Origin of the sequence: Chromohalobacter sp. (genome assembly GCF_039830575.1) — a bacterium.
GTDB classification, from domain to species: Bacteria; Pseudomonadota; Gammaproteobacteria; order Pseudomonadales; family Halomonadaceae; genus Chromohalobacter; species Chromohalobacter israelensis.
Genome location: NZ_JBDOOX010000009.1, coordinates 268821 through 291501, shown reverse-complemented (window position 1 = coordinate 291501; position 22681 = coordinate 268821). Strand labels below are relative to the sequence as shown.

Annotated in this window: 17 protein-coding genes; 4 read left to right on the top strand and 13 right to left on the bottom strand. The window is 64.8% G+C overall.

What is annotated here, in order from left to right; translation table 11 throughout:
* Positions 1-3: 3 nt before the first annotated feature.
* Together ABGX75_RS08345 and fdhA are read right to left on the bottom strand one after the other, a co-directional pair.
* A complete protein-coding gene (locus ABGX75_RS08345; RefSeq protein ID WP_224113622.1) occupies positions 4-1722 on the bottom strand; it encodes an NADH-ubiquinone oxidoreductase-F iron-sulfur binding region domain-containing protein in 1719 nt (572 codons plus the stop codon).
* A gap of 230 nt (positions 1723-1952) precedes the next feature.
* Entirely contained in the window at positions 1953-3146 is a 1194-nt protein-coding gene (gene fdhA, locus ABGX75_RS08340) for a formaldehyde dehydrogenase, glutathione-independent (protein ID WP_035411025.1), read from the bottom strand.
* A 267-nt stretch (positions 3147-3413) separates the two neighbouring features.
* On the opposite strand from fdhA, the gene ABGX75_RS08335 reads away from it, so the two are divergent.
* Positions 3414-4592: an MFS transporter gene (locus ABGX75_RS08335; protein ID WP_347410717.1), complete on the top strand. Its 1179-nt coding sequence runs from the start codon at positions 3414-3416 to the stop codon at positions 4590-4592.
* A gap of 45 nt (positions 4593-4637) precedes the next feature.
* Here the strand turns inward: ABGX75_RS08335 and ABGX75_RS08330 are convergent, their stop codons facing one another.
* The 9 genes from ABGX75_RS08330 to ABGX75_RS08290 form a co-directional block, all read right to left on the bottom strand.
* On the bottom strand, positions 4638-5441 hold the full coding sequence (locus ABGX75_RS08330) for an electron transfer flavoprotein subunit beta (protein ID WP_347410716.1): 804 nt from the start codon (positions 5439-5441) through the stop codon (positions 4638-4640).
* A complete protein-coding gene (locus ABGX75_RS08325; RefSeq protein WP_347410715.1) occupies positions 5431-6699 on the bottom strand; it encodes an electron transfer flavoprotein subunit alpha/FixB family protein in 1269 nt (422 codons plus the stop codon). Before ABGX75_RS08325 ends, ABGX75_RS08330 begins: the two co-directional genes overlap by 11 nt.
* Positions 6696-8723, bottom strand: coding sequence for a (Fe-S)-binding protein (locus ABGX75_RS08320; protein ID WP_347410714.1), 2028 nt, complete (start codon positions 8721-8723; stop codon positions 6696-6698). Before ABGX75_RS08320 ends, ABGX75_RS08325 begins: the two co-directional genes overlap by 4 nt.
* Positions 8724-8903: 180 nt before the next feature.
* Positions 8904-10988, bottom strand: a complete 2085-nt coding sequence (gene dgcA / locus ABGX75_RS08315) for a dimethylglycine demethylation protein DgcA (protein WP_224113627.1) — start codon at positions 10986-10988, stop codon at positions 8904-8906.
* A gap of 10 nt (positions 10989-10998) precedes the next feature.
* The gene (locus ABGX75_RS08310; RefSeq protein ID WP_347410713.1) at positions 10999-11544 is read right to left on the bottom strand and encodes a DUF5943 domain-containing protein; all 546 of its coding nucleotides are present in this window, start codon (positions 11542-11544) and stop codon (positions 10999-11001) included.
* Positions 11545-11716: 172 nt separating this feature from the next.
* Positions 11717-12694, bottom strand: a complete 978-nt coding sequence (locus ABGX75_RS08305; RefSeq protein ID WP_011506291.1) for a dipeptidase — start codon at positions 12692-12694, stop codon at positions 11717-11719.
* Positions 12695-12892: 198 nt separating this feature from the next.
* A complete protein-coding gene (locus tag ABGX75_RS08300) occupies positions 12893-14020 on the bottom strand; it encodes a GlxA family transcriptional regulator (protein ID WP_035411046.1) in 1128 nt (375 codons plus the stop codon).
* A 234-nt stretch (positions 14021-14254) separates the two neighbouring features.
* Positions 14255-15112 carry an S-formylglutathione hydrolase gene (gene fghA / locus ABGX75_RS08295; protein WP_128690181.1) on the bottom strand — a complete coding sequence of 286 codons (858 nt, stop codon included), beginning with the start codon at positions 15110-15112 and terminating at the stop codon, positions 14255-14257.
* Positions 15113-15227: 115 nt separating this feature from the next.
* Positions 15228-16337, bottom strand: a complete 1110-nt coding sequence (locus ABGX75_RS08290) for an S-(hydroxymethyl)glutathione dehydrogenase/class III alcohol dehydrogenase (protein ID WP_011506288.1) — start codon at positions 16335-16337, stop codon at positions 15228-15230.
* A 146-nt stretch (positions 16338-16483) separates the two neighbouring features.
* Here ABGX75_RS08290 and ABGX75_RS08285 point away from each other — a divergent pair, with 146 nt between their 5' ends.
* The gene (locus ABGX75_RS08285; RefSeq protein WP_347410712.1) at positions 16484-17386 is read left to right on the top strand and encodes a LysR substrate-binding domain-containing protein; all 903 of its coding nucleotides are present in this window, start codon (positions 16484-16486) and stop codon (positions 17384-17386) included.
* On the opposite strand, the gene ABGX75_RS08280 is transcribed toward ABGX75_RS08285, so the two are convergent.
* Complete coding sequence (locus ABGX75_RS08280; protein WP_347410711.1) at positions 17372-18109, bottom strand: Crp/Fnr family transcriptional regulator; 738 nt, start codon at positions 18107-18109, stop codon at positions 17372-17374. The two genes, ABGX75_RS08285 and ABGX75_RS08280, sit on opposite strands and share 15 nt — an antisense overlap.
* Positions 18110-18280: 171 nt before the next feature.
* Positions 18281-19660, bottom strand: coding sequence for an L-serine ammonia-lyase (locus ABGX75_RS08275; protein WP_347410710.1), 1380 nt, complete (start codon positions 19658-19660; stop codon positions 18281-18283).
* A gap of 137 nt (positions 19661-19797) precedes the next feature.
* On the opposite strand from ABGX75_RS08275, the gene ABGX75_RS08270 reads away from it, so the two are divergent.
* Both ABGX75_RS08270 and ABGX75_RS08265 read left to right on the top strand, forming a co-directional pair.
* Positions 19798-20721 (top strand): LysR substrate-binding domain-containing protein, encoded by a 924-nt coding sequence (locus ABGX75_RS08270; RefSeq protein ID WP_347410709.1) that lies wholly within the window; start codon positions 19798-19800, stop codon positions 20719-20721.
* 171 nt (positions 20722-20892) lie between these two features.
* A complete protein-coding gene (locus ABGX75_RS08265) occupies positions 20893-22539 on the top strand; it encodes a BCCT family transporter (protein WP_347410708.1) in 1647 nt (548 codons plus the stop codon).
* The last annotated feature ends 142 nt before the right edge of the window (positions 22540-22681 follow it).

The window sequence follows — 22681 nt, the reverse complement described above, 5'->3', positions numbered from 1 at the left end:
CCCTTATCCCTTGACGATCACGTTCTGGGCGGCGAGTTCACCGCGGAAGTCCTTGAGCAGCCCCAGCACCGGATTGGGCGCCGCCTGCCCGAGGCCGCAGATGGAGGCATCCATCATCACCTGCGAGAGGCGCGTCAGGGTCGCGGCATCCCATTCGTCGCCCTCGAGCAGGGTCAGCATCTTCTCGGTGCCCACCCGACAAGGGGTGCACTGACCGCAGGACTCGTCGGCGAAGAAGGCCAGCAGATTGGTAGCGACGGCACGCAGATCGTCCTGGTCGGACAGCACGATCACCGCCGCCGAGCCGATGAAGCAGCCGTGCGCCTGCAGGGTGTCGAAGTCCAGCGGTACGTTCGCCTTGGACGCCGGCAGGATGCCGCCGGAGGCGCCGCCGGGCAGGTAGGCGACAAGGCGATGCCCCTCGGCCATGCCGCCGCAATATTCCTCGATCAACTCCTCGAGGGTGATGCCCGCCGGGGCCAGGTGCACGCCGGGGTGCTTGACCCGGCCGGAGACCGAGAAGCTGCGCAGCCCCACCCGACCGTGGCGGCCCTGGCGCGCGAAGGCCTCGGCACCGCGCTGCCAGATCAGCGGGATCCAGTAGACGGTTTCCACGTTGTTGACCAGCGTGGGACGATCGAACAGCCCTCTCTGGGCGACGAAGGGCGGCCGATGGCGAGGCTTGCCGGGCTTGCCCTCCAGCGACTCGATCATCGCCGACTCCTCGCCGCAGATATAGGCACCGGCGCCGCGCCGCAGCACGATATAGCCCGGCGCCACCAGGCCCTCGTCCTCGAGCTCGGCGATCGCCTCGCGCAATACGCGGTGCAGGCCCGGATACTCGTCGCGCAGGTAAATGTAGAGCGCCTCGGCCTCCACCGCCCAGGCGCTGACCAGGGCACCCTCGAGGAAGCGGTGCGGCGAGCGTTCCAGATAGACGCGATCCTTGAAGGTACCGGGTTCGCCTTCGTCGGCGTTGATGGCACAGTAGCGCGGCCCCGCTTCCTGGCGCACGAAGGTCCATTTCTTGAAGGTGGGGAAGCCGGCGCCGCCCAGGCCGCGCAGATTGGCGGTTTCCAGCGCCTGCATCAACGCCTCGACCGTGACGCGTCCCGCGTGGCAGTCGGCGAGCAATGCATAGCCGCCCTCGGCGCGATAATCCGCCAGCCGCTGCCAGAGAATCGCCTCGGGATGGTAATGACCGGTATCGATCACCGAGGCCACCCCTTCATGGGTGGCGAAGCGCACGTGATGATGCCCCACTTCCACCACCGGCGCGGTGTCGCAGCGCCCCATGCAAGGGGCTCGCACCACCCGGACCGCTTCCGGATCGACGCCGGCCGCCAGCTTTGCCTTGAGCGCCTCGGCACCGGCCAGCCGGCAGGACAGCGAATCGCAGACCCGGACCGTCACCTCGGGCGGTGGCGACTGATCGTCATGGACCACATCGAAGTGAGCGTAAAAGGTCGCCGTCTCGTAGACCGCGGCCATGGGCAGATTCATGTAGGTGGCAAGCGCGCGAAGCATCACCAGCGAGAGGTGACCCTGGGCATCCTGGATGGTATGCAGATGCTCGATCAGGAGATCGCGGCGTTGCCGTTCACCGTCCTCGCGTTCATCGCCGAGGAGTTGGCGAAGCGCCGCCAGGGCAACGGGGGGCAGGTCGCGCCCGCGGAGCTTGTTGCGAAAGCGACGCTTGGGAGTGAGAGTCTCGACGGTCATGGCGTGCTCGTTGTTATCGGTAGGCACTGACTGGCCCGGTAAAGCGCTGCCGACGTGACGGACCGCCATGGAAGACGCCTTCCGGGTACCGGCTGCCCCGCCCTGAAGCGGGCGCCTGATGGCATATTGGCACCCGGGCGGGGCGATGTCGGGTAGACCATGGTGTCAGTCGCGAATGGCATGCATGACGGCACTGGCCGCGGTCCTGCACCGGGGCCAGCGCCAGCCGTTCAGGCGGCCACGCTGCCGTGCGGATCGATGACGAATTTCTTGGCCACGCCGCCATCGAAATCCGCATACCCACGCGGCGCGTCGTCCAACGAGATGATCTCGACGTTGACCGCATCGGCGAGATTCACCTTGTCGAACAGGATCGCCTGCATCAGTTGCCGATGGTATTTCATTACCGGGCACTGACCGGTGTGGAAGGAATGGGACTTGGCCCAGCCCTGCCCAAGGCGCATCGAGAGGTTGCCGTGCCGCGCTTCCTCACTGCCCGCGCCGGGATCTTCGGTGACGTAAAGTCCCGGAATCCCGATCTGGCCACCGGCCCGGGTGACGTCCATGCAGGCATTGAGCACCGTGGCCGGCTGCTCGTGCGCATGATTGTGACCATGGCAGCGCGCCTCGAAGCCCACCGCATCTACCGCCGAATCCACTTCGCGTTCACCGAGGATCGGCTCCAGCATATCGGGCATGGGCGTGTCCTGGCGCAGGTCCAGGGTCTCGCAGCCGAAGCTCTTGGCCTGATCGAGACGCTGCGGGTTCATGTCGCCGACGATGACGCAGGCGGCTCCCAGCAGCTGGGCGGAGACCGCCGCGGCCAGCCCGACCGGTCCGGCACCGGCGATGTAGACGGTGCTGCCGGGGCCGACACCGGCGGTGGCGCAGCCATGAAAACCGGTCGGGAAGATATCGGAGAGCAACGTCAAGTCGCGGATCTTGTCCATGGCGATGTCGCGATCGGGGAACTTCAAGAGGTTGAAGTCCGCATAGGGCACCATGACGTATTCGGACTGGCCGCCGACCCAGCCGCCCATGTCGACATATCCGTAAGCGGCACCCGGGCGAGCCGGATTGACGTTGAGGCAGATGCCGGTCTGCCCTTCCTTGCAGTTGCGGCAACGCCCACAGGCGATGTTGAAAGGAACCGAGACGATATCGCCGACACTGACGAACTCGACGTCGCGACCGCACTCGATGACCTCGCCGGTGATCTCGTGTCCCAGCACCATGCCGGCGGGCGCGGTGGTACGCCCGCGCACCATGTGCTGGTCACTGCCGCAGATGTTGGTGGTGACGACCTTGAGTATCACGCCGTGCTGGCACTTGCGATCCCCCAGCGCCAGCTCGGGAAAGGCAATCGGCTGAACCTCGACATGGCCGGCGCCCATGTAGATGACGCCACGGTTGGCTGTGCTCATGGCTCTTGTCCTTTGGTTTTATAGGGAGAGGCGTGGCGACGAGAACGCCACTCTTCGACCATAGCCTTCTTGTCGGCGCGGACTGTTCCCAGCGAGTCATCGCCATGTCCAAACGAGACATTGCCGTGCCCGCCATGCCCTGGTGACCGTTCGCGCGCGTGCCATGAGCGCGACTTGTGACGGTCCCGAGGGCGTGTTATTCAAGCAATGAGAGAAATACGCCCAGCCCGGGGACGTTGCCGCCGCCCACCACTACCGGAGTTCACCATGGAGGCCTCGACCGCCACCGCCTCGTCTCGTTCCCCGTCCTCTCCCGCTCGCCTGACCGGCATGAGCTGGGCGCACTTTCTGAACGACGGCGCCGCCAATTACCTGCCGGGCGTGCTGCCGGCGATCCTGATCTCGCTCAATCTCTCGGTGGCCCTGGCGGGCACGATCATGGCGGCCTTGCTGATGGGCCAGGCCTTGCAACCGTTGGTGGGGCTCTTCGCCGACCGTGTCGGCGGTCGCGTCATGGTGGCCCTGGGGCTTGCCGGTTCGTCGCTGGGCGGCGCCCTGGTGGGCTTCGCTTCCGGCTTCTGGCCGCTGATCGGCATCCTGGTGATGATCGGCATTTCCAACTCTTTCTTCCATCCCCAGGCGCTGGCCGGCATTCGCCAACTGGGCGGTGAACGCCCCGGTACCGCCATGTCGGTGTTCATGGTCGGCGGCGAGGTGGGGCGAGGCGTATGGCCGGCCCTGGCGAGCTGGGTGGTAGTGCAATGGGGCCTGGAATATCTGTGGCTCCTCGCCCTGCCGGCGCTCGCGACGCTGCCGTTCATGCTGCGCTGGGCGCCCCGCTTGCCGCCCCGCGCCGCGAACGCCACGCCCATCGCCTGGCGCCGGCACGCCGGCCCCCTGTCACGCCTGGTGGCGTTTTCCAGCCTGCGCTCGCTGATGATTCTCTCGGTGGTGACCTATGTGCCGCTGATGTGGACCCAGGCCGGCGGCTCTCTCACCACCGGGGCCGGCTTCATCACCGTCATGCTGGTCGTCGGCGTGATCGGCAACCTCGGCGGCGGGCGGCTCTCGGATCGCTTCGGCCGTCGTCCGGTATTGATGGTCGCCATGAGCCTCTCGGTCATCATGCTGGCGGCCTTCCTGCTGGCCGAGGGCCTCTGGCTGTGGATCGTGCTCGGCGTGCTGGGAGTCAGCCTGTTCGCGACCTTGCCGCTGGGCATCCTCATCGCTCAGGACATCCTGCCCGAAAACCGCTCGCTGGGGTCTGGCATGGCGCTGGGCCTGTCCAATGCCCTGGCCGCGCTCGGCGTGATGCTGCTGGGGCCCGTCGCCGCGCATTGGGCACCCGTCGCGCCGCTTTGGGTGGCCCTCGCGGGTGGCATCGTCAGCATCGTGCTGGCCAGCGGCCTGCCCGAGCACGAGCGTACTGTTTCAGCCCGGCGCTAATGCCGGCGCGAGTGCCGGGCCTCGAGCCGGCGCTTGCACTGCCCCTCAACGCAGTACTTCTTCATCACGCAGCAACGTCAGGATCGCCTCGGCGCCTTGCGTCGGGGTCACGTCCGTCAACACCTGCCCGCCTGTCCCCTCGGCCTTGGCGGCGGCGGCCTTGAAACGGTCCCGCGCCGAGGCGGCCTTGACGATCTTGAGACGCTTGGGGCGTGGACGTGCGGGCTGCACTTGCCATGTCGCCCATTCATCGTCATTGCACACCTCGCCCGCCGACGACTCCAGCGTGCCGCGCCGGGCAGGCCCATAGGCGCTCTGGCGCGGCGTCGGGGCCGCGTCATCGACGGTGACGATGGCCGGCAGGCGGATCTTGAGTCGCCGCCGCTGACCTCGCGGCAGGGCCTGCAGCAAGGTCGCCATGCCATCCTCGACGTTCTCCACCGCCGCCAGGCCGCTCACCAGAGGCCAGCCAAGACGCTCGGCAAGCAGGTACGGCAACAGGCCCGATCCCTCGCCCCGTTCGGCACGCTCTCCGGTGATCACCAGGTGAGGCGACGTCGCATCCAGTGCTTCCGCGAGCGCGGGCAGCACATCGGCACCCTCCGGTTGCTCGATCAACGCCAGCTCGGAAAACCCCATCCCCAGATAGCCACGCAGTGCCGCTTCGCTGCTTTCGTTGCATTCACCGGCATGCAGCAAGCGGACCTCGGCATCCGCCAAGGAACGTGCCAGTTCCACGCCACGGGCATCCTGGTCGGCACGCCGCACCCGGCCGGTCAACGGGTGACGACCGATGGAAACCAGTACCGTCACTTCGAGTGCTGGCGTCATGGCAGATTCAGGCTGCATCGCGTTTCTCCTCCCGCGCTTGCGACACCAGGGTGACCAGCGCTTCGAGTATCTGGGTCGAATCCCCGATCACCGCGAGATCCGCACGCTTGATCATGTCGCAGCTCGGGTCCATGTTGATCGCGATCACCTTCTCGCACGGCTGGATTCCCTGCAGATGCTGGATGGCCCCGCTGATGCCCACTGCGATGTAGACGCGCGCCGTGACCCAGGTGCCCGTGGCACCCACCTGCCGATCGCGCGGCATGTATCCCTCGTCCACGGCCACGCGCGACGCCCCCTCGGTGGCCCCCAGCACGCTTGCCGCACGGTGATAGGCGTCCCAATCACGCACGCCGTTGCCGGCGGCGAGGATGAATTCAGCCTCGGACAAGGCAACGCTGGCGGGATCGACACTCACCTGCCCCAGATCCTGGATACGCGACAAGGTCGACGGCAACGGCTGGGGCAAGACCAGTTCGGCGGCAGCGTGGCGCGTTTCGCTGACCGGCTCGGCACATTCGGCCAGGGCCAGGGCGATGCGCGGCAAGGGGCGTCGAATATCCAGCGACCCGGCTGCGCCCCGGGCGGTGCATTGCCAGCCCGTGGCCGACTCGGCATCCGCCTCGACCTGCCAGATACCCGTCGCCGGTCGCTCGCCGAGACGCGCCGCCAGGCGCCTTCCCAGCTCTCCGCCGCCCAGCTTGGAATCCGGCAGCAGCCAATGACGTGGCGTCCAGGCCTGCTCGACCGTGATCAGGGCCCCCAAACGCGCCTCGGGGGCGTAGCCCGCGATCTCCGGTGAGTCGAGATGCAGCAGACGGTCGACGCCTGCCTCGCCCAGATTCGTCTCCTTGTGGGAGCCAAAGACCACGGCCAACACTGCCCCCTGTGCCGCGGGATCGGCATCGGCGAGCCGGCGGGCCAGGCCGAGCAGATCCTTGTCATGCCCGCTCAGGCGACCGCCGGCCATGTCCGGCACCACCGCGACCAGGAAAGCCGGCTCGGCGATCTCGGTCAATGGCTTGTGCTCGGCGACCGGCACCGATGCCTTGCCACCGCCCGCGCCCTGCTGCGTACCGCTACGGTCGATACGCTTTATGCCATTGGGGCCGATGAACCCCACCCAATGCGGATTCTTGCGCACCAGGCCATTGGGTCCCGGCCACTCGCTGGTCGCCCCCTGGCCCAGCGCGGCGAGCACCTCCTCGTGGCGAGGGTGAAGGCGATTGCGGGCGATCCATTCCTGGCGCGGATCGCGACGCGGTAATTGACTCATGACAGCACCTCCTCCGTGGCCTGCGAGGCCGCAGCGTCATGCGACGCGGGTGTCGCCGGTGGCGTGGTATCCAGCGCGGCGGCAACCATCTCGGCGATGTCCTTGACGGCGGTCGCCTCGTTACCCGCCGGTGGGACGACGCCTTCGAGCATGGCCGTGCATTGCGGACATCCCACGACGACCTGCTCGGCCTGAGTCTCGCGCACGTCGCCCATGCGCATGTCGGGGATACGCTGCTTGCCGGGAACGTCGGTGATCGGCGCGCCACCGCCGCCGCCACAGCAACGCGAGCGGTATCCCGAACGCTGCATCTCGACCAGCTCCACGCCCAGGGCGCGCAGCACCGCGCGCGGTGCTTCGTATTCACCGTTGTAGCGGCCCAGATAGCAGGGGTCGTGGTAGGTCACGCGCTGCGCCTGTCCCGGCGCCAACGGCAACCGCCCGCTTTCGATCAACTGATTGATGAAAGTGCTGTGATGCCATACCGGGTAGTCGGCGTCTTGCCCTTGCGGATAGAGGGCGCCGTATTCGTTCTTGAGCACATGAAAGCTGTGCGGGTCGCAGGTCACGATACTCTCGAAGCGATATCGGGACAGCGTGGCGATATTGCGCCGCGCCAGCGACTGGAAGGTGGCCTCGTCTCCCAGACGGCGTGCCACGTCCCCGCTGTCGCGCTCTTCATTGCCGAGCACCGCGAAATCGACGTCGGCAGCACGCAGCACCTTGATCAAGGCACGCAGCGTGCGCTGATTGCGCATGTCGAAGACGCCATCGCCCAGCCACAGCAGCACCTCGGCGCGCTCCACGTCGGCCATCAACGGCAGGTCGAGATCCGCCGCCCAGTTGAGTCGTCCCCCGGGATCGAAACCGCCCGGGTTGTCGGTGGCGATCAGGTTGTCGATGACCTCGGCGCCCTTGCCGGGCGTCGCGCCTTCTTCCAGGGTCAGGTGGCGGCGCATGTCGACGATGGCATCGACATGCTCGATCATCATCGGACACTCCTCGACGCAGGCGCGACAGGTGGTGCACGACCACAGCGTTTCGGCGTCGACCAGCGCCGTGCCCTCGCGGGCGACGATCGGCCCATGGGGCGTGCCATGATGCTCGCCGACCGGCTTGTCCCCGCGCTCGGGTGACGGGTAGGGAGAACCGGCATAATGGGCGTCACTGCCGCCGGCCATGCCCACCACCATGTCCTGGATCAGTTTCTTGGGATTGAGCGGCTGCCCCGCCGCGAAGGCCGGACAGACCGCTTCGCAACGGCCGCACTGCACGCAGGCATCGAAGCCCAGCAACTGGTTCCAGGTGAAATCGGCGGGTGTCTCGACACCGAGCGGGGCCTGATCATCCTCGAGATCGAGGGCCTTGAGCCCGGTCGAGCGGCCTTCGCCACCCCGCTTGTCCGAAAAGCGCTCGGGACGACGATGGAAGGCCAGGTGCAGGGCGCCGGCAAAGGCGTGCTTCATCGGCTCGCCCCATGTCATACCGAACACCAGCTCGGCCAGGCCCCAGGCCACCACGGCAGCCAGCACCAGCGCGGCCAGCCAGCCACCGGCGTCGGCGGGCAGCACACCCACCGCCGGCAGGGTAACCACAAAGATGCCCAGCGAGAACGCCATCAGACTCTTGGGCAAACGCATCCAGGGCCCCTTCGACAGGCGCGCCGGAGGATTCCGCCGACGCCGGGCGACGAACAGGCTGCCGGCGAACATCGTCGCGCTCGCCGCCAGCAGCAACCAGCCCAGGACGCCCTCGGCAAGGCCCAGGCCATGGACGACGATCGCCAGCCCCATGGCGGCGGCGAAGCCGCCGGCGGTGGCGACGTGAGTGTTGGACATCACCTTGTCGCGCGCCACCACGTGGTGCAGGTCGACCAGATACCGACGCGGTACCGCCGCCAGACCGCGGAGCACGGGCACCGGCGATGGCCGCCCCTGACGCCACAGGCGAATGCGCCGCACGGCGCCGATCGCCGCCAGCGCCAGGGCGGAAAAGATCAGGATCGGCAGGAGGATATCGAGCATGTCGGCTCACCTCACGAACATGGAATTGTTATCGGTGCGGCTCGTGCTTCCTGGGTGGGAAAGCGTCATGAGCGACGACCAGGCTAGGCGAAGGTCGACGAGTCAGCGCAGTGGACTGGGTGTTCCATGAGCATGACGAGTCGACCTTCAACAACGCCTGGCCGAGCGCAATAGCTTTCCTCAGAAGTCCTTGCAGATCCGCAGGGCATCATAGATCGCCGCATGCGTATTGCGCGGCGCCGTGCAATCGCCCAGTCGGAACAGCACGAAGCCGGCATCGGCATCGTCGTCCAGCGTCGCCAGCGCGGGCTGGGGCTGGATGGCATAGAGCGCTTCGATGTCGACCTGCCCCTTGTTGCGCGACTGATCCTTGAGGGCGTAATAGAGCGCCTCGTCGGGTCGCACGCCATTTTCGACCACCACCTGGTCGACCACCCGCTCTTCCTGGGCGCCGGTGTACTCGTTCTCGAGTACCGCGACCAGGGCATCGCCCTCGCGATAGACCCTGTGCAGCGCCAGGTCGGAGGTCATGATCACCTCCTTCTCGTAGAGGCTGCGGTAATAGGTCGGGAAGGTGGTGCCACCGACCGCCGCGCCGGGCTTGATGTCGTCGGTGACGATCTCGACCGTCGCCCCCTTGTCAGCCAGGTAATCCGCCGCCGAGACGCCGGCGAACTCGCAGATGGAATCGAAGATCAGCACGTTCTTGCCGGGCTCGACGGCGCCACTGAGAATGTCCCAGGTGCTGACGACCAGGCTCCGTTCGCGATCCTCGTCATAGCCCCATTCGGGCACTTGCGACAGGAAGGGCTGGCCGCCGGTGGCGAGCACCACGATGTCCGGCCGCAGGTCGGCGATGGTCGCCTCGTCGGCACGGGTGCCCAGGCGCAGGTCGACCTTGAGTCGTGCCAGCTCGAGCTGGTACCAGCGGGTGATGCCGGCGATCTGATCGCGCTGAGGGGCCTTGGCGGCGAGCGTGATCTGGCCGCCGATCTGGTCCGCGGCCTCGAACAGCGTGACCTCGTGGCCGCGCTCGGCCGCGACGCGCGCCGCCTCCATGCCGCCCGGACCGCCGCCGACCACCACCACCTTGCGCTTCGGCCCGTCGCTGGGGGCGATCTCGTGGGGCAGGCCCAGGTACTCGCGCGAGGTGGCGGCATTCTGGATGCACAGCACGTCGAGCCCCTGGTATTGACGATCGATGCAGTAGTTGGCGCCCACGCACTGCCGGATCCGGTCGGTCTGATCCATCTGGATCTTGGCGATCAGATGCGGATCGGCGATGTGCGCGCGGGTCATGCCCACCAGGTCGACGTAGCCACCCTCGAGAATACGACTGGCCTGGTTGGGGTCCTTGATGTTCTGGGCATGGATCACCGGCACGCTGACCACGTCCTTGACGCCCGCCGCCAGGTGCAGGAACGGCTCCGGCGGGTAGGACATGTTGGGAATCACGTTGGCCAGGGTATTGTGCGTGTCGCATCCCGAGCCGACCACGCCGAAGAAATCGACCATGCCGGTGGCATCGTAGTAAGCGGCGATCCGCTTCATGTCGTCGTGGGTCAGGCCGTCGGGATGGAACTCGTCGCCGCAGATGCGCAGGCCGACCACGAAGTCGTCGCCGACTTCGGCGCGTACCGCCTTGAGGACTTCCAGGCCGAAGCGCATGCGATTCTCGAAGCTGCCGCCCCACTGGTCCTCGCGCTTGTTGACGCGCGGGCTCCAGAACTGGTCGATCAGGTGCTGGTGCACGGCCGACAGCTCGATACCATCGAGGCCGCCCTCCTTGACGCGACGCGCGCCCTGGGCGAAATCGTCGATGACGCGCCAGATCTCCTCTTCCTCGATGGTCTTGCAGGTCGAGCGGTGCACCGGCTCGCGAATGCCCGACGGCGACAGCAGCGTCGGCCAGTCGAAACCGTCCCAGCGCGAACGGCGGCCCATGTGGGTGATCTGGATCATGATCTTGCCGCCATGCTTGTGCACGGCGTCCGCCAGATTCTGGAAGTGCGGAATGATCCGGTCGGTGGAGATGTTGACCGAACTCCACCAGGCCTGGGGGCTGTCGATCGATACCGGCGAGGAGCCGCCGCAGATGCACAATCCGCAGCCGCCCTTGGCCTTCTCCTCGTAGTACTTGACGTAACGTTCGGTGGTCATGCCGCCATCGGTCGCGTGGACCTCGGCATGGGCGGTGCTGACCACGCGGTTGCGTATGGTGAGATTGCCGATCTCGATCGGCTTGAACAACGCTTCGAATGCCATCTCGGAAACCTCAACCTGCCAGGGTATGACGGGGAACGACCGTGAAGCGGCCGACGTCGCAGCCTTTCTCGGCGGCGCTCTGGGTCTGCTCGGCGATGGTGCGCAGATCGCTGCCCCGGGCCTCGAGAATCTGGTCCATGGCGCCGGCGAACCAGCCGGTGAACATGTACTCGATCTTGCGCCCGACCTTGCCGAGCTGATAGACGAAGGCGCTGTGCTCGAGACGTACCTGGGCGGTGCCGGCATCGAGGTCGATGTCCTCGGTGATGAACAGCCCCCAGCCACGCTGTGAGAGGCGCGTCATGTAGTGCTCGAACACCGCCTCGCCCTCCAGGCCGTGCAGCTCGGCCTCTTTCTCGCACCAGTGCCAGGCGCTCTTGTAGCCGGCGTGGTAGAGGATGTCCGCGTAGGTCTCCACGCCCAGCGCCTCTTCCACCGCGACGTGATTGTTGATGAAGAAGTGGCGGGGCACGTAGAGCATCGGCAGGGCGTCGGTGGTCCACACGCCGGTTTCTCTATCCACCTCGATGGGCAGTTCGGGGGCCATCTTGGTCACGGTCGTAATCCTCGAGATCGTTGTCTTGGCGCTTTTTCTGGCTGGGGCTTGACGGCGGCAGGCCTGGAGGAGGCGCTATGGATACATCCCTGTACGCTACCGATTCCCTCCCTGGAATCGGGCCTCCTCTTCGGCCTACCCCCGGCGCCCCTTACATGCAGAAGTATTGCCCTCAGGCGCCCCATACCTCTTTCAAAACACGCATCCAGTTCTCACCCATGATCTTGCGCACTTGTCGCTCGCTCATGCCGCGTCGCAAGAGCGCCTCGGTGAGGTTGGGAAACTCGCCGATGGTACGAATGCCCTCGGGATTGATGATGGTCCCGAAGTTGGTCAGGCGCCGGGCGTAGCCCTTGTCGTGGGTGAGCCATTCGAAAAAGGCCTGGTCCTGGCCCTGGGTGAAGTCGGTGCCGATGCCGATGGCATCTTCACCGACGATGTTCATCACGTATTCGATGGCCTCGACATAATCGTCGACGGTGGCGTCGACCCCGGCGCGCAGGAAGGGGGTGAACATGGTCACGCCGACGAAACCGCCATGGTCGGCGATGAACCTGAGTTCTTCGTCGGACTTGTTGCGCGGATGTTCCTTGAGGCCGGAAGGCAGGCAATGGGAATAGCAGACCGGTTTCTCGGAGGCCTCGATGACCTCTCGGGAAGTGGTCTCACCGACGTGGGACAGGTCGCACATCATGCCCACGCGATTCATCTCGGCGACGATCTCGCGGCCGAAACCGGACAACCCGCCGTCGCGTTCGTAGCAGCCGGTGCCCACCAGGTTCTGGGTGTTGTAGCACATCTGCACAATGCCCACGCCGAGCTTCTTGAAGACCTCGACATAGCCGATCTGATCCTCGAAGGCATGGGCGTTCTGAAAACCGTAGATGATGCCGGTCTTGCCTTCTTCCTTGGCGCGGATGATGTCGGCGGTGGTATGCACGGGTCGCACCAGATCATCGCACGCCGCGAGGAGCGCATTGGTCTCGACGATGTTGTCGACGGTGGCCTGGAACCCCTCCCACACCGAGACGGTGCAATTGGCGGCGGTCAGTCCGCCCCGGCGCATGTCCTCGAGGAGATCGCGGCCCCATTTGGCGATGATCAGGCCATCGATGACGATGGCGTCGTCGTGCAGTGATTGCGCGGTCATGTGCGTCGCTCCGGGGATGGCTTCATGCGGCCAGCATAGCCCCGGCCCCGGGGCCGCCGACGCTTGGAAGCGACGAGGAAAATTCCAAATGCGTCACGCGCCGGCATCGTGCATGACGCACTGGGGCCGTCCGATGCATCGGACGGCCCCAGAACGCGGCATGCCGGGCATGCCGCCAAGCGGCGGGAGTGCGAGACTCTACACGAGGCGTACGCTGGCGTAGGTGGGTTCGCCTTGCGCCTGGGCCAGCGCCTGCATGGCACTGGAGGCACGCGGCGCGACATAGGGGTCGTGCCCGTCCGACGGCGTAGCGGGCGCCAGCGTCACGCTGGCACTGTTGAGGCGCGTCACGCGTTCGTCGCGGGGCGGTGTCCCGAAATATTCGCGGTAGCACTTGGAGAAATGCGGCGTGGACACGAACCCGCACACCGATGCGATTTCGATGATCGACATCGAGGTTTGCCTGAGCAGCTGCCGGGCCCGGGTCAATCGCAACTTGAGGTAGTAACGCGACGGCGAGCAGCTCAGGTATTTCTGAAACAGGCGCTCCAGCTGACGCCGGGAGACGTCCACATAGCGCGCCAGCTCGTCGAGAGCGATGGGCTCTTCCAGGTTGGCTTCCATCAGCGCGACGATCTCGAGCAGCTTGGGTTGACTGGTGCCCAGCACATGACGCAGCGGGACGCGCTGCTGGTCCTGCTCGCCGCGCACACGATCGCAGATGAACATGTCGGAGATCGCCGCCGACAATTCGCGACCATGATCGCGAGCAATCAGCGTCAGCATCATGTCCAGCGGTGCGGTCCCGCCCGAGGCCGTGGCCCGGTCGCGGTCGATGGAAAACAACCGCGTGGTCAGCGTGGCGTGCGGGTAAGCCTCCTGGGCAGCGGCCTGGAACTCCCAGTGAATGCTGCACTCGTAGCCATCCAGCAGACCTGCCTGGGCGAGCGCCCAACTCCCCGTGCAGATCGCCCCCACGCGGCGTGACTGGCGAGCCTGGGACTGCAGCCACAGCACATGCTCACGCGTGACATGGCGCTGAATGCCGACGCCGCCACAGACGAACACCATGTCGAGTTCCAGGGGATCATGCATGCTGTTGTCGGGGGTGATGAGCAAGCCGTCGCTGGCACGTACTGCCTCGCCGTCCGCGCTCAAGGTGGTCCATTGGTAGAGTTCGCGCCCGGCGAGCTGGTTGGCCATGCGCAGCGGCTCCACCGCCGAGGCCAGCGAAATCAACGTGAAATTGTCCATCAACAGAAAACCCAGACGCAGGGGCGCCTTGGGGGTGGCAGGCGTCGCGAGGCGATCACTCGTCAGGGTCATCAGCGGTTCTCCTTCGTGTCACGTTCGGAGCCACTGGTAATGCTTCACCAGGGATGTGTTGTCATTGTGGGTATGGGGCCAACGCCTTGAGTGTGACCGCGTGGCGCCCTGACAACGTATCTAAAAGCGTCGCCTTACGCTATCAAAAACGACATCCCCGTACGCGCCGACGAAATCGCCCCGCATCGAGCGAACCACTCGAGCGGGGCGATATCCTGAGCGGGCTTTCAGCGCTCAGCGCTTGCGGTGCAGATACTCGGCGTGATAGCGCAAATGCTCTTCGATGAAGGTCGCGATGAAGAAATAGCTATGATCGTAGCCCGGCTGACGCCGCAGCGTCAGCGGATGATCGTGTTTCTCGCAGGTGGCTTCGATGCGCTCGGGCATGAGTTGCTCCTCGAGAAAGTTGTCCGCTTCGCCCTGATCGATGAACAGCGGCTGACGCGAGGCCCCCTTGGCGATCAGTTCGCAAGCGTCGTATTGCGTCCACTTGCCATGATCCTCGCCGAGATAGGCCGTGAAGGCCTTCTGCCCCCAGGGCGAGACGATCGGGTTGACCACCGGCGCGAACGCCGACACCGAGGTGTAACGACCGGGCTGGCGCAAGGCCAGCACCAGCGCGCCATGGCCGCCCATGGAGTGGCCGCTGATCGCTTCACGCCCATTGAGCGGAAAATGCTGACGCACCACCGACGGCAATTCCTCGGTGACGTAGTCGTACATGCGGTAATGCTTGGACCACGGCGCCTGGGTGGCATTGACGTAGAAGCCCGCGCCGGAGCCGAAGTCATAGCTGTCATGCTCGCCGGGAAGCTCGGTACCGCGCGGACTGGTATCCGGGCAGACGATGGCCATGCCCAGCTCGGCGGCCACGCGCTGAGCCCCCGACTTCTGCATGAAATTTTCGTCGTTGCAGGTCAACCCCGACAACCACCACAACAGCGGCACCTTGTCGGTCTCCGCCTGGGGCGGCAGGTAGATGGAGAAGATCATCTCGCAGTCGAGTGCACGCGAGTGATGCTTGTAGCGCTTCAGCCAACCACCGAACGACTTGGTGGCGGAGACCAGCTCCAGCGATTCGGACATGGTCATGATGCTCTCCCTGAGAAACCGGCGGCATCATGCCGCCGGCGGATGGAACGACGTCGCGAGGCGTCCGGACGCGATGAATCGCCACGAGCCTTCGCGCGGTACCGGGCGCGATGGATCAATAGTGCAGCACGGTGCGGATGCTCTTGCCGGCGTGCAGCAGCTCGAACGCCTCGTTGATCTGCTCGAACGGCATGTCCTGGGTGACGAACTCGTCGATCTTGAGCTTGCCGTTCATGTAGTCGTCGACATAGCCCGGCAGTTCGCTGCGGCCCTTGACGCCACCGAAGGCGGACCCCTTCCAGACGCGCCCGGTGACCAGCTGGAACGGACGCGTGGAAATTTCTTCGCCGGCGCCGGCCACGCCGATGATGATCGACTCGCCCCACCCCTTGTGGCAGCACTCCAGCGCCGAACGCATGACATTGACGTTGCCGATGCATTCGAAGGAATAATCGACACCGCCGTCGGTCAAGTCGACGATGACCTGCTGAATGGGATCCGCGTAATCCTTCGGATTGACGAAGTCGGTGGCACCGAATTGACGTGCCATGTCGAACTTGTCCGGATTGACGTCGATGGCGATGATGCGGCTCGCCTTGGCCATGACCGCGCCCTGGATGACGGCCAGGCCGATGGCGCCGAGACCGAACACGGCGACAGTGGCCCCCGGCTCGACCTTGGCGGTGTTCATGACCGCGCCGATACCGGTGGTCACCCCGCAGCCCAGCAGGCAGATCTTGTCCAGCGGCGCTTCCGGGGAGACCTTGGCCAGCGAGACCTCGGGCAACACGGTGTACTCGCTGAACGTCGAGCAGCCCATGTAGTGATGCAGCGATTGTCCATCCTTGGAGAAGCGCGAAGTCCCGTCGGGCATCACGCCCTTGCCCTGGGTGGCGCGGACCGAGCTGCACAGGTTGGTCTTGCCGGAGAGACAGAACTTGCACTTGCCGCATTCGGCGGTGTAAAGCGGAATGACGTGATCGCCGGGCTTGAGGCTGGTGACGCCCTCGCCGACTTCCTGCACGATCCCGGCCCCTTCATGGCCCAGCACCGCCGGGAAGTTGCCCTCGGGATCGGCGCCGGACAACGTGTAAGCGTCGGTATGGCAGACGCTGGTCGCCTTGATCTGAACCATGACTTCGCCGGCCTTGGGCCCTTCGACGTCGATCTCGGCGAGTTCCAGCGGCTTGCCGGCTTCCCAAGCAATGGCGGCGCGTGATTTCATCAGGCATTCTCCTTCGTCGATCGTGGCGGCGCCCGAGGCACCAGCAAAGGCAATCCAGGCGCGCGGGGTTAACCCCTCCAGTCTAGGCAGTCGGCGCGCCTGGATAAATGCTTACGACGTCACAACATTATTGCCATGGAGCAACAATGCAGCGCTGGGATCGCATCGAAGCCTTCATCGAAGTTGCCCGACTCGGCACGTTTTCCGCCGCGGCCCGTCATCTGCAGGTTTCCACGTCCCATGTGAGCCGCTTGATCGGGCAACTCGAAAGTCAGCTCGGCACGACGCTCTTGTATCGCACCACGCGCCAGACGCGCCTCACCGATGCCGGCGCGCTCTACTACCGGCATTGCCGCCACCTGTTCGACGGTTTTCGCGAGGCCGAGGAGGCCATCGTCGACTTCCAGTCTCGGCCCAAGGGCACCTTGCGGCTGACCTGTGCCACCACCTTCGGCGAGCGCTACATCGCCCCGTTGGTCAACGACTTCCAGTGTCGCCACCCCCAGCTCGAGATCGACATGCACTTCACCAACCGTCGGGTCGAGCTGGTCGAGGAAGGCTTCGACGTGGCCATCCGCATGGGGGTACTGCGCGACTCGAGCCTGATCGCGCGGCGCCTGTGCGAACGCCGCGAGTACGTGGTCGGCTCGCCGGCCTATTTCGAGCGGGCCGCCCCGCCCCATTCGCTGGCCGAACTGCCCCACCACAACTGCCTGCGTGGATCGCGTGACAGCTGGCTGTTCGAAATCAATGGCCACCGCCGTGAAATCCGCGTCGATGGCCGCTGGCGAGCCAACTCCGGGCCGGCATTGCTCGATGCGGTCCTCAAGGGGCTGGGTCTGGCGCAACTGCCCGACTACTATGTCACACCGCACCTGGCCAGGGGCGAACTGGTGCCGGTATTGACGGCCTATCAATTCACCGATACCGCGGTGTGGGCCATCTATCCACGGCATCGTCACCTGTCGCCCAAGGTGCGTCAGTTCATCGACTTCCTGGTCGATCACCTGCCGACGACGCTTCAAGGGGAAGGTTCATTCCCCCGATAACGGGCCCAGTCCATCGCGTAAATAGCGTCCCGCGAACTCGGCTTCACGTGCCAGCGCGTCGGGGTCGAGCAGCTCCACCCACTGGCGGTCGCGCAGCAGGATGCCCTCTTCGCGAAAGCCGCTCAGGGTGCGGCTGATGTGAACCGAGGTCAGTCCCAGCGCATCGCCGAGCTGCTGCTGGGACAGCGGCAGGCGAAAGCGCCGCGAGGAATGCGGCATGATGCGTTGCAGTCGCATGTACATTTCATAGATCAGATGCGCGATCTTCTGACGTGCGCTGCGCCGGGCCAGGTTGACCAGACGTTCGGTCAGCAAGGCCTGTTGATGCGAGGACACGGCGAAGAAGATCATCGACAGCGTGAAGGATTCGCGAAATACCTCTATCAAGCGCCGATGCGGGAAGTCGCAGACGATACCGTCGTCGATCATCATCACCCCCGCCAGGCGTTCATGAAAGGCGAACTCGCGCAGGCCGATCACATCGCCTGGCAGGTAGATCTCCAGAATCTGACGCGAGCCGTCCTCCATGTCCCGAAAAGAATACGCCCAGCCCTTGGAAAGCGTGCAGAACCGCCCCGCTGGGTCGTCGGTCTGCCAGAGTGACTCGCCACGGGCGACCTCGCGCGGCTCACGTTCCAACGAATCCAGCAAGGCCTCTTCGCTGTCGGTTAGATGGGCGTAGTGCCGAAAATGGCGGATGATGCAGCTATCGTTTTCGCTCATGAGCGACCTTTTTATCTTACCGATCCCTTGGTATTGCAACGAGGCCCGGGGGAAACCACGGCGCCTGGCATGCTTCGATGAAATCAAACCATACAAGGCGCGATGGCGCGATCCCGAAACAAAAAAAGGACGCCCGAGAGCGTCCCAAAGGGTTGATCGAGCAAGCAGGCTTCAGCATTCGATGGCGTTGACCGCCAGGCCGCCGCGCGAGGTCTCCTTGTACTTGTCCTGCATGTCGCGGCCCGTATCGCGCATGGTGCGGATGACCCGGTCGAGGGACACGAAGTGCTCGCCATCGCCGCCAAGCGCCATCTGCGCGGCGTTGATCGCCTTCACCGAGGCGATGGCATTGCGTTCGATGCAAGGGACCTGCACCAGGCCCCCGATGGGGTCGCAGGTCAGCCCCAGGTTGTGCTCGAGGCCGATCTCGGCGGCGTTCTCCACCTGGGCGGGCGTTCCACCCATGACCTCGGCCAGCCCGGCGGCGGCCATCGCGCAGGCCGACCCGACCTCGCCTTGACAGCCGACCTCGGCGCCGGAAATCGAGGCATTCTTCTTGCACAGAATGCCGATCGCTCCCGCCGTCAGCAGGAAGTCGACGACATCACGCTGGCAGGCACCGGGCTGGAAACGCATGTAATAGTGCAAGACCGCCGGCACGATGCCCGCCGCCCCGTTGGTCGGCGCGGTGACCATGCGCCCGCCGGCGGCGTTTTCCTCGTTGACCGCCAGGGCGAAGACGTTGACCCAGTCCATGGCCGAAAATGTCGAGGCGATCACGCTGGTGTCGTCCTTGGCCGCTTGCAGACGCCGATGCAGCGCACTGGCACGGCGCTTGACGTTGAGCCCGCCGGGCAGGACGCCATCGTGCCGCAGGCCGTTGTCGACGCAGGCTTTCATCGCCTCCCAGATATGCCACAGCGCATCGCGGACGCTGGCCTCGTCGCGCCAGGCCTTCTCGTTCTCGAGCATCAGCTCGGAGATGCGCAATCCATGGGTGCGGCACAGCGACAGCAATTCATCCGCCGTCGCAAAGTCATAGGGCAACGTCGTGGTGTCGGTATCCAGCGCGCCATTGGCGGCCTGGGCCTCATCGATGACGAAACCGCCGCCGACCGAATAATAGGTGTTGCGATAGCACTCTCCATCGTGTGCATGCGCGATCAGGCGCAGCGCATTGGGATGATAGTCGAGCGAGTCCTCGTGCCATTGCATGTCCCGCGACCAGGGAAACGATACCGGCACCTGGCCGCCCAGCAGCAGGGTCTGCGATTCGTGCAGTTCCTCCATGCAGGCGGGCACGATGTCGGGGTCGATACTCTCGGGACGCTCGCCCATGAGCCCCATGATCACCGCACGGTCCGTACCATGGCCTACGCCGGTGGCGCAGAGCGATCCGTGAAGATGAACCTCGACGCGAGTCACGCGCGACAACGCATCGCGGGCACGCAATGCCTCGACGAAATCGTGGGCGGCACGCATGGGACCCACGGTATGCGAACTGGACGGGCCAATCCCTACCTTGAACAGATCGAACACACTGATCGCCATAACGTGATCCCTCGGGGTGGTCATACATCAAAATTTCTAAACGAACTTGCCATTCGCTGACATTAACTCTAGCTTGAAGCCAGCCCGAGTGCCGGGCAACGGAGAATAAATCGACAAAGATTTAGATTGCCTAAACCATGAGCCGCACCTTGCACGCCCAGACCCACGCCTGGTTGAAAGTCTTCGCGATCAGCGCACGACACCTTTCGTTCACCCGGGCCGCCGAGGAGCTTCACGTGACCACGGGCGCGGTCAGCCAGCAGATCAAGCAACTCGAGACACGCCTGGGGTTCAAACTCTTCCGGCGCTTGCCGAGACGCCTGGAGCTCACCGACGAAGGGCAACGCCTGGCCGCCGTGGTGGATCAGGCCTATGACGCCGTGGGACAAGAGGTACGCCGCTTGCGCACGGGGGTCATGAGCGGCGTGCTGCGCCTGCGCTGCGTACCGTCGTTTCTCGCCAAATGGCTGATGCCGCGCCTCACTCGCCTGCAGGCGCGGTTTCCCGACATTGAATTGCACGTCGCTTCCGAGGACAGCAATCTCTCATTGCGCGAAGGCGAGTTCGAGCTCGCCATCGACCTGAATGACGGGCGTTATGCCGGCTTCCAGATCACACCGCTGATGGATGAGGAGATCTTCGCGGTATGCTCGCCGCAACTGCTGCGCCGTCGCCCGCCCCTGATACGTCCCGATGACCTGGGCTACTACCCGTTGCTGCACGATGTCACCGCGTGGCGCGGCAGCCATGACTACGCCGAGTGGGAGCACTACCTGCATGCCCTCGGTGCCGCGTCGGTCAACGTGCAACGCGGCTACACGTTCAACCGTAACCACTTGACCGTGGAAGCGGCCATCGCCGGCATGGGGGTCGCCATCGCCCGGCGCACGCTGATTACCAACGAGCTCGACACCGGTGCCCTGATCGCACCTTTCGCCAGCACGGTCGCCACCGGCAAGTCGTACGGGCTGGTGTATCATCCCGGCGCACTGGACGACCGCCGGGTACGTGCGGTACACGACTGGATCGTCGAAGAGGCCGCACGTAGCACTACCCATTGAGCCTGACCGCCATACAGCGGCGTTTTGCAAGGAACAGGAGGAAACGTTTAAGGTCCAGCTGGCAAAAAGGACTCAACTCTGCAGACTTCTTAAGTACAATGCGCTAACTGCCGATAAGGCATATCTCGCGTCAACGACGCAACCGACGCTTACCTGAGACGGAGAATTCTCATGGAAAAACGTTCGCAGGACGATGCGGCCCAAGAGCCCAATAACGGCTCCGAGGGCGTGCCGGCCCCAGATGGGCCGGCCAATCTGATCGATACCGATTACGTCATTGGTCAGGACAACGTCACCTCGACGAAGTTCGGCATCGACTTCGATCTACACGGCAAGGTGTTCACGATCTCGTCACTGATGATTCTGTTCTTCGTCATCGTGACGCTGGCGTTTCAGAACCAGGTGGCGCCGATCTTCAACACCATGTTCTCGTTCTTGACGGGCAGCCTGGACTGGTTCTTCATCCTGGCCGCCAATATCTTCGTGATACTGGCTGTGGCGCTGATTTTCACGCCTCTCGGCAGGGTTCGCTTGGGCGGCGCCAATGCCAAGCCCGACTTCAGCTATGCCGGCTGGTTCGCCATGCTGTTCGCGGCCGGGATGGGCATCGGGCTGATGTTCTACGGTGTGGCCGAGCCGATGACGCATTTCGGAACCTCGTTCGAAGGCGGTTCAAGTGCCCCCCTGGGTGGCATGGCCGGCAACGAGCAGGGTGCCATGCAACTGGGCATGGCCGCGACGATCTTCCACTGGGGCTTGCACCCCTGGGGGATCTACGCCATCGTCGCACTGTCCCTGGCGCTGTTCGCCTATAACAAGGGCCTGCCGCTGACCATGCGCTCGATTTTCTATCCGATTCTCGGCGAGCGCGTCTGGGGATGGCCCGGCCACATCATTGATATCCTGGCGGTCTTCGCCACGCTGTTCGGTCTGGCAACGTCCCTGGGACTCGGTGCTTCACAGGCCTCCGCCGGGCTGCATTATCTGTTCGACACACCCAACACCAACGTCACCATGGTGATATTGATCCTTGGTATCACGCTGGTGGCGCTGATGTCCGTCGTGGCCGGTGTCGACAAGGGGGTGCAACGCCTGTCGCAGCTCAACATGGCGCTCGCCTTCCTGCTGCTCGTCTTCGTGATTTTCGTCGGCCCGACCCTGCTGATCGCTACTGGTTTCTTCGAGAACCTGTGGGGTTACGTCAAGAACCTGCCCGCCTTGTCCAATCCCTTCGGACGTGAAGATACCGGCTTCACGCAAGGCTGGACGGCGTACTACTGGGCCTGGTGGATTTCCTGGTCACCGTTCGTCGGGATGTTCATCGCTCGCGTCAGCCGTGGCCGCACCGTGCGCGAGTTCCTGATCGCCGTGCTCCTGGTGCCGACGCTGGTCTCGATCCTGTGGATGACCGCGTTCGGCGGCACTGCCATCGACCAGTACATCAACCAGGGCTTCGAAGGCGTCAAGGATGCCGCACTGGAGCTGCAGCTGTTCACCATGCTCGGCCAACTGCCGCTGACCGCGGTCACCTCGTTCGTGGGCATCGTGCTGGTGATGGTGTTCTTCATCACCTCCTCGGACTCGGGTTCGCTGGTCATCGACTCGATCACAGCCGGCGGCAAGGTCGACGCTCCCAAGCCCCAGCGCATCTTCTGGGCCTTGATCGAGGGCGCGATCGCCATCGCCCTGCTGCTGGGCGGCGGCCTGACCGCACTGCAAACCGCAGTGATCACCACCGGCCTCCCCTTCACCCTGGTGCTCCTGGCGGGCTGCTACGCCATCATCAAGGGCCTGATGAGCGAACCACGCAGCACCTGATGCCACGCATCGGTTCGTTCTGAACGAGAAGGCGGCCCCCTTGGGGCCGCCTTCTTGCGTTGCGACGTCGGTCCGCGACTCGTCCGGCTGTCGTCTCGTCAAACACCCTCTCGTCAAATACCGTCTCGCCAAGCTCCTGCCG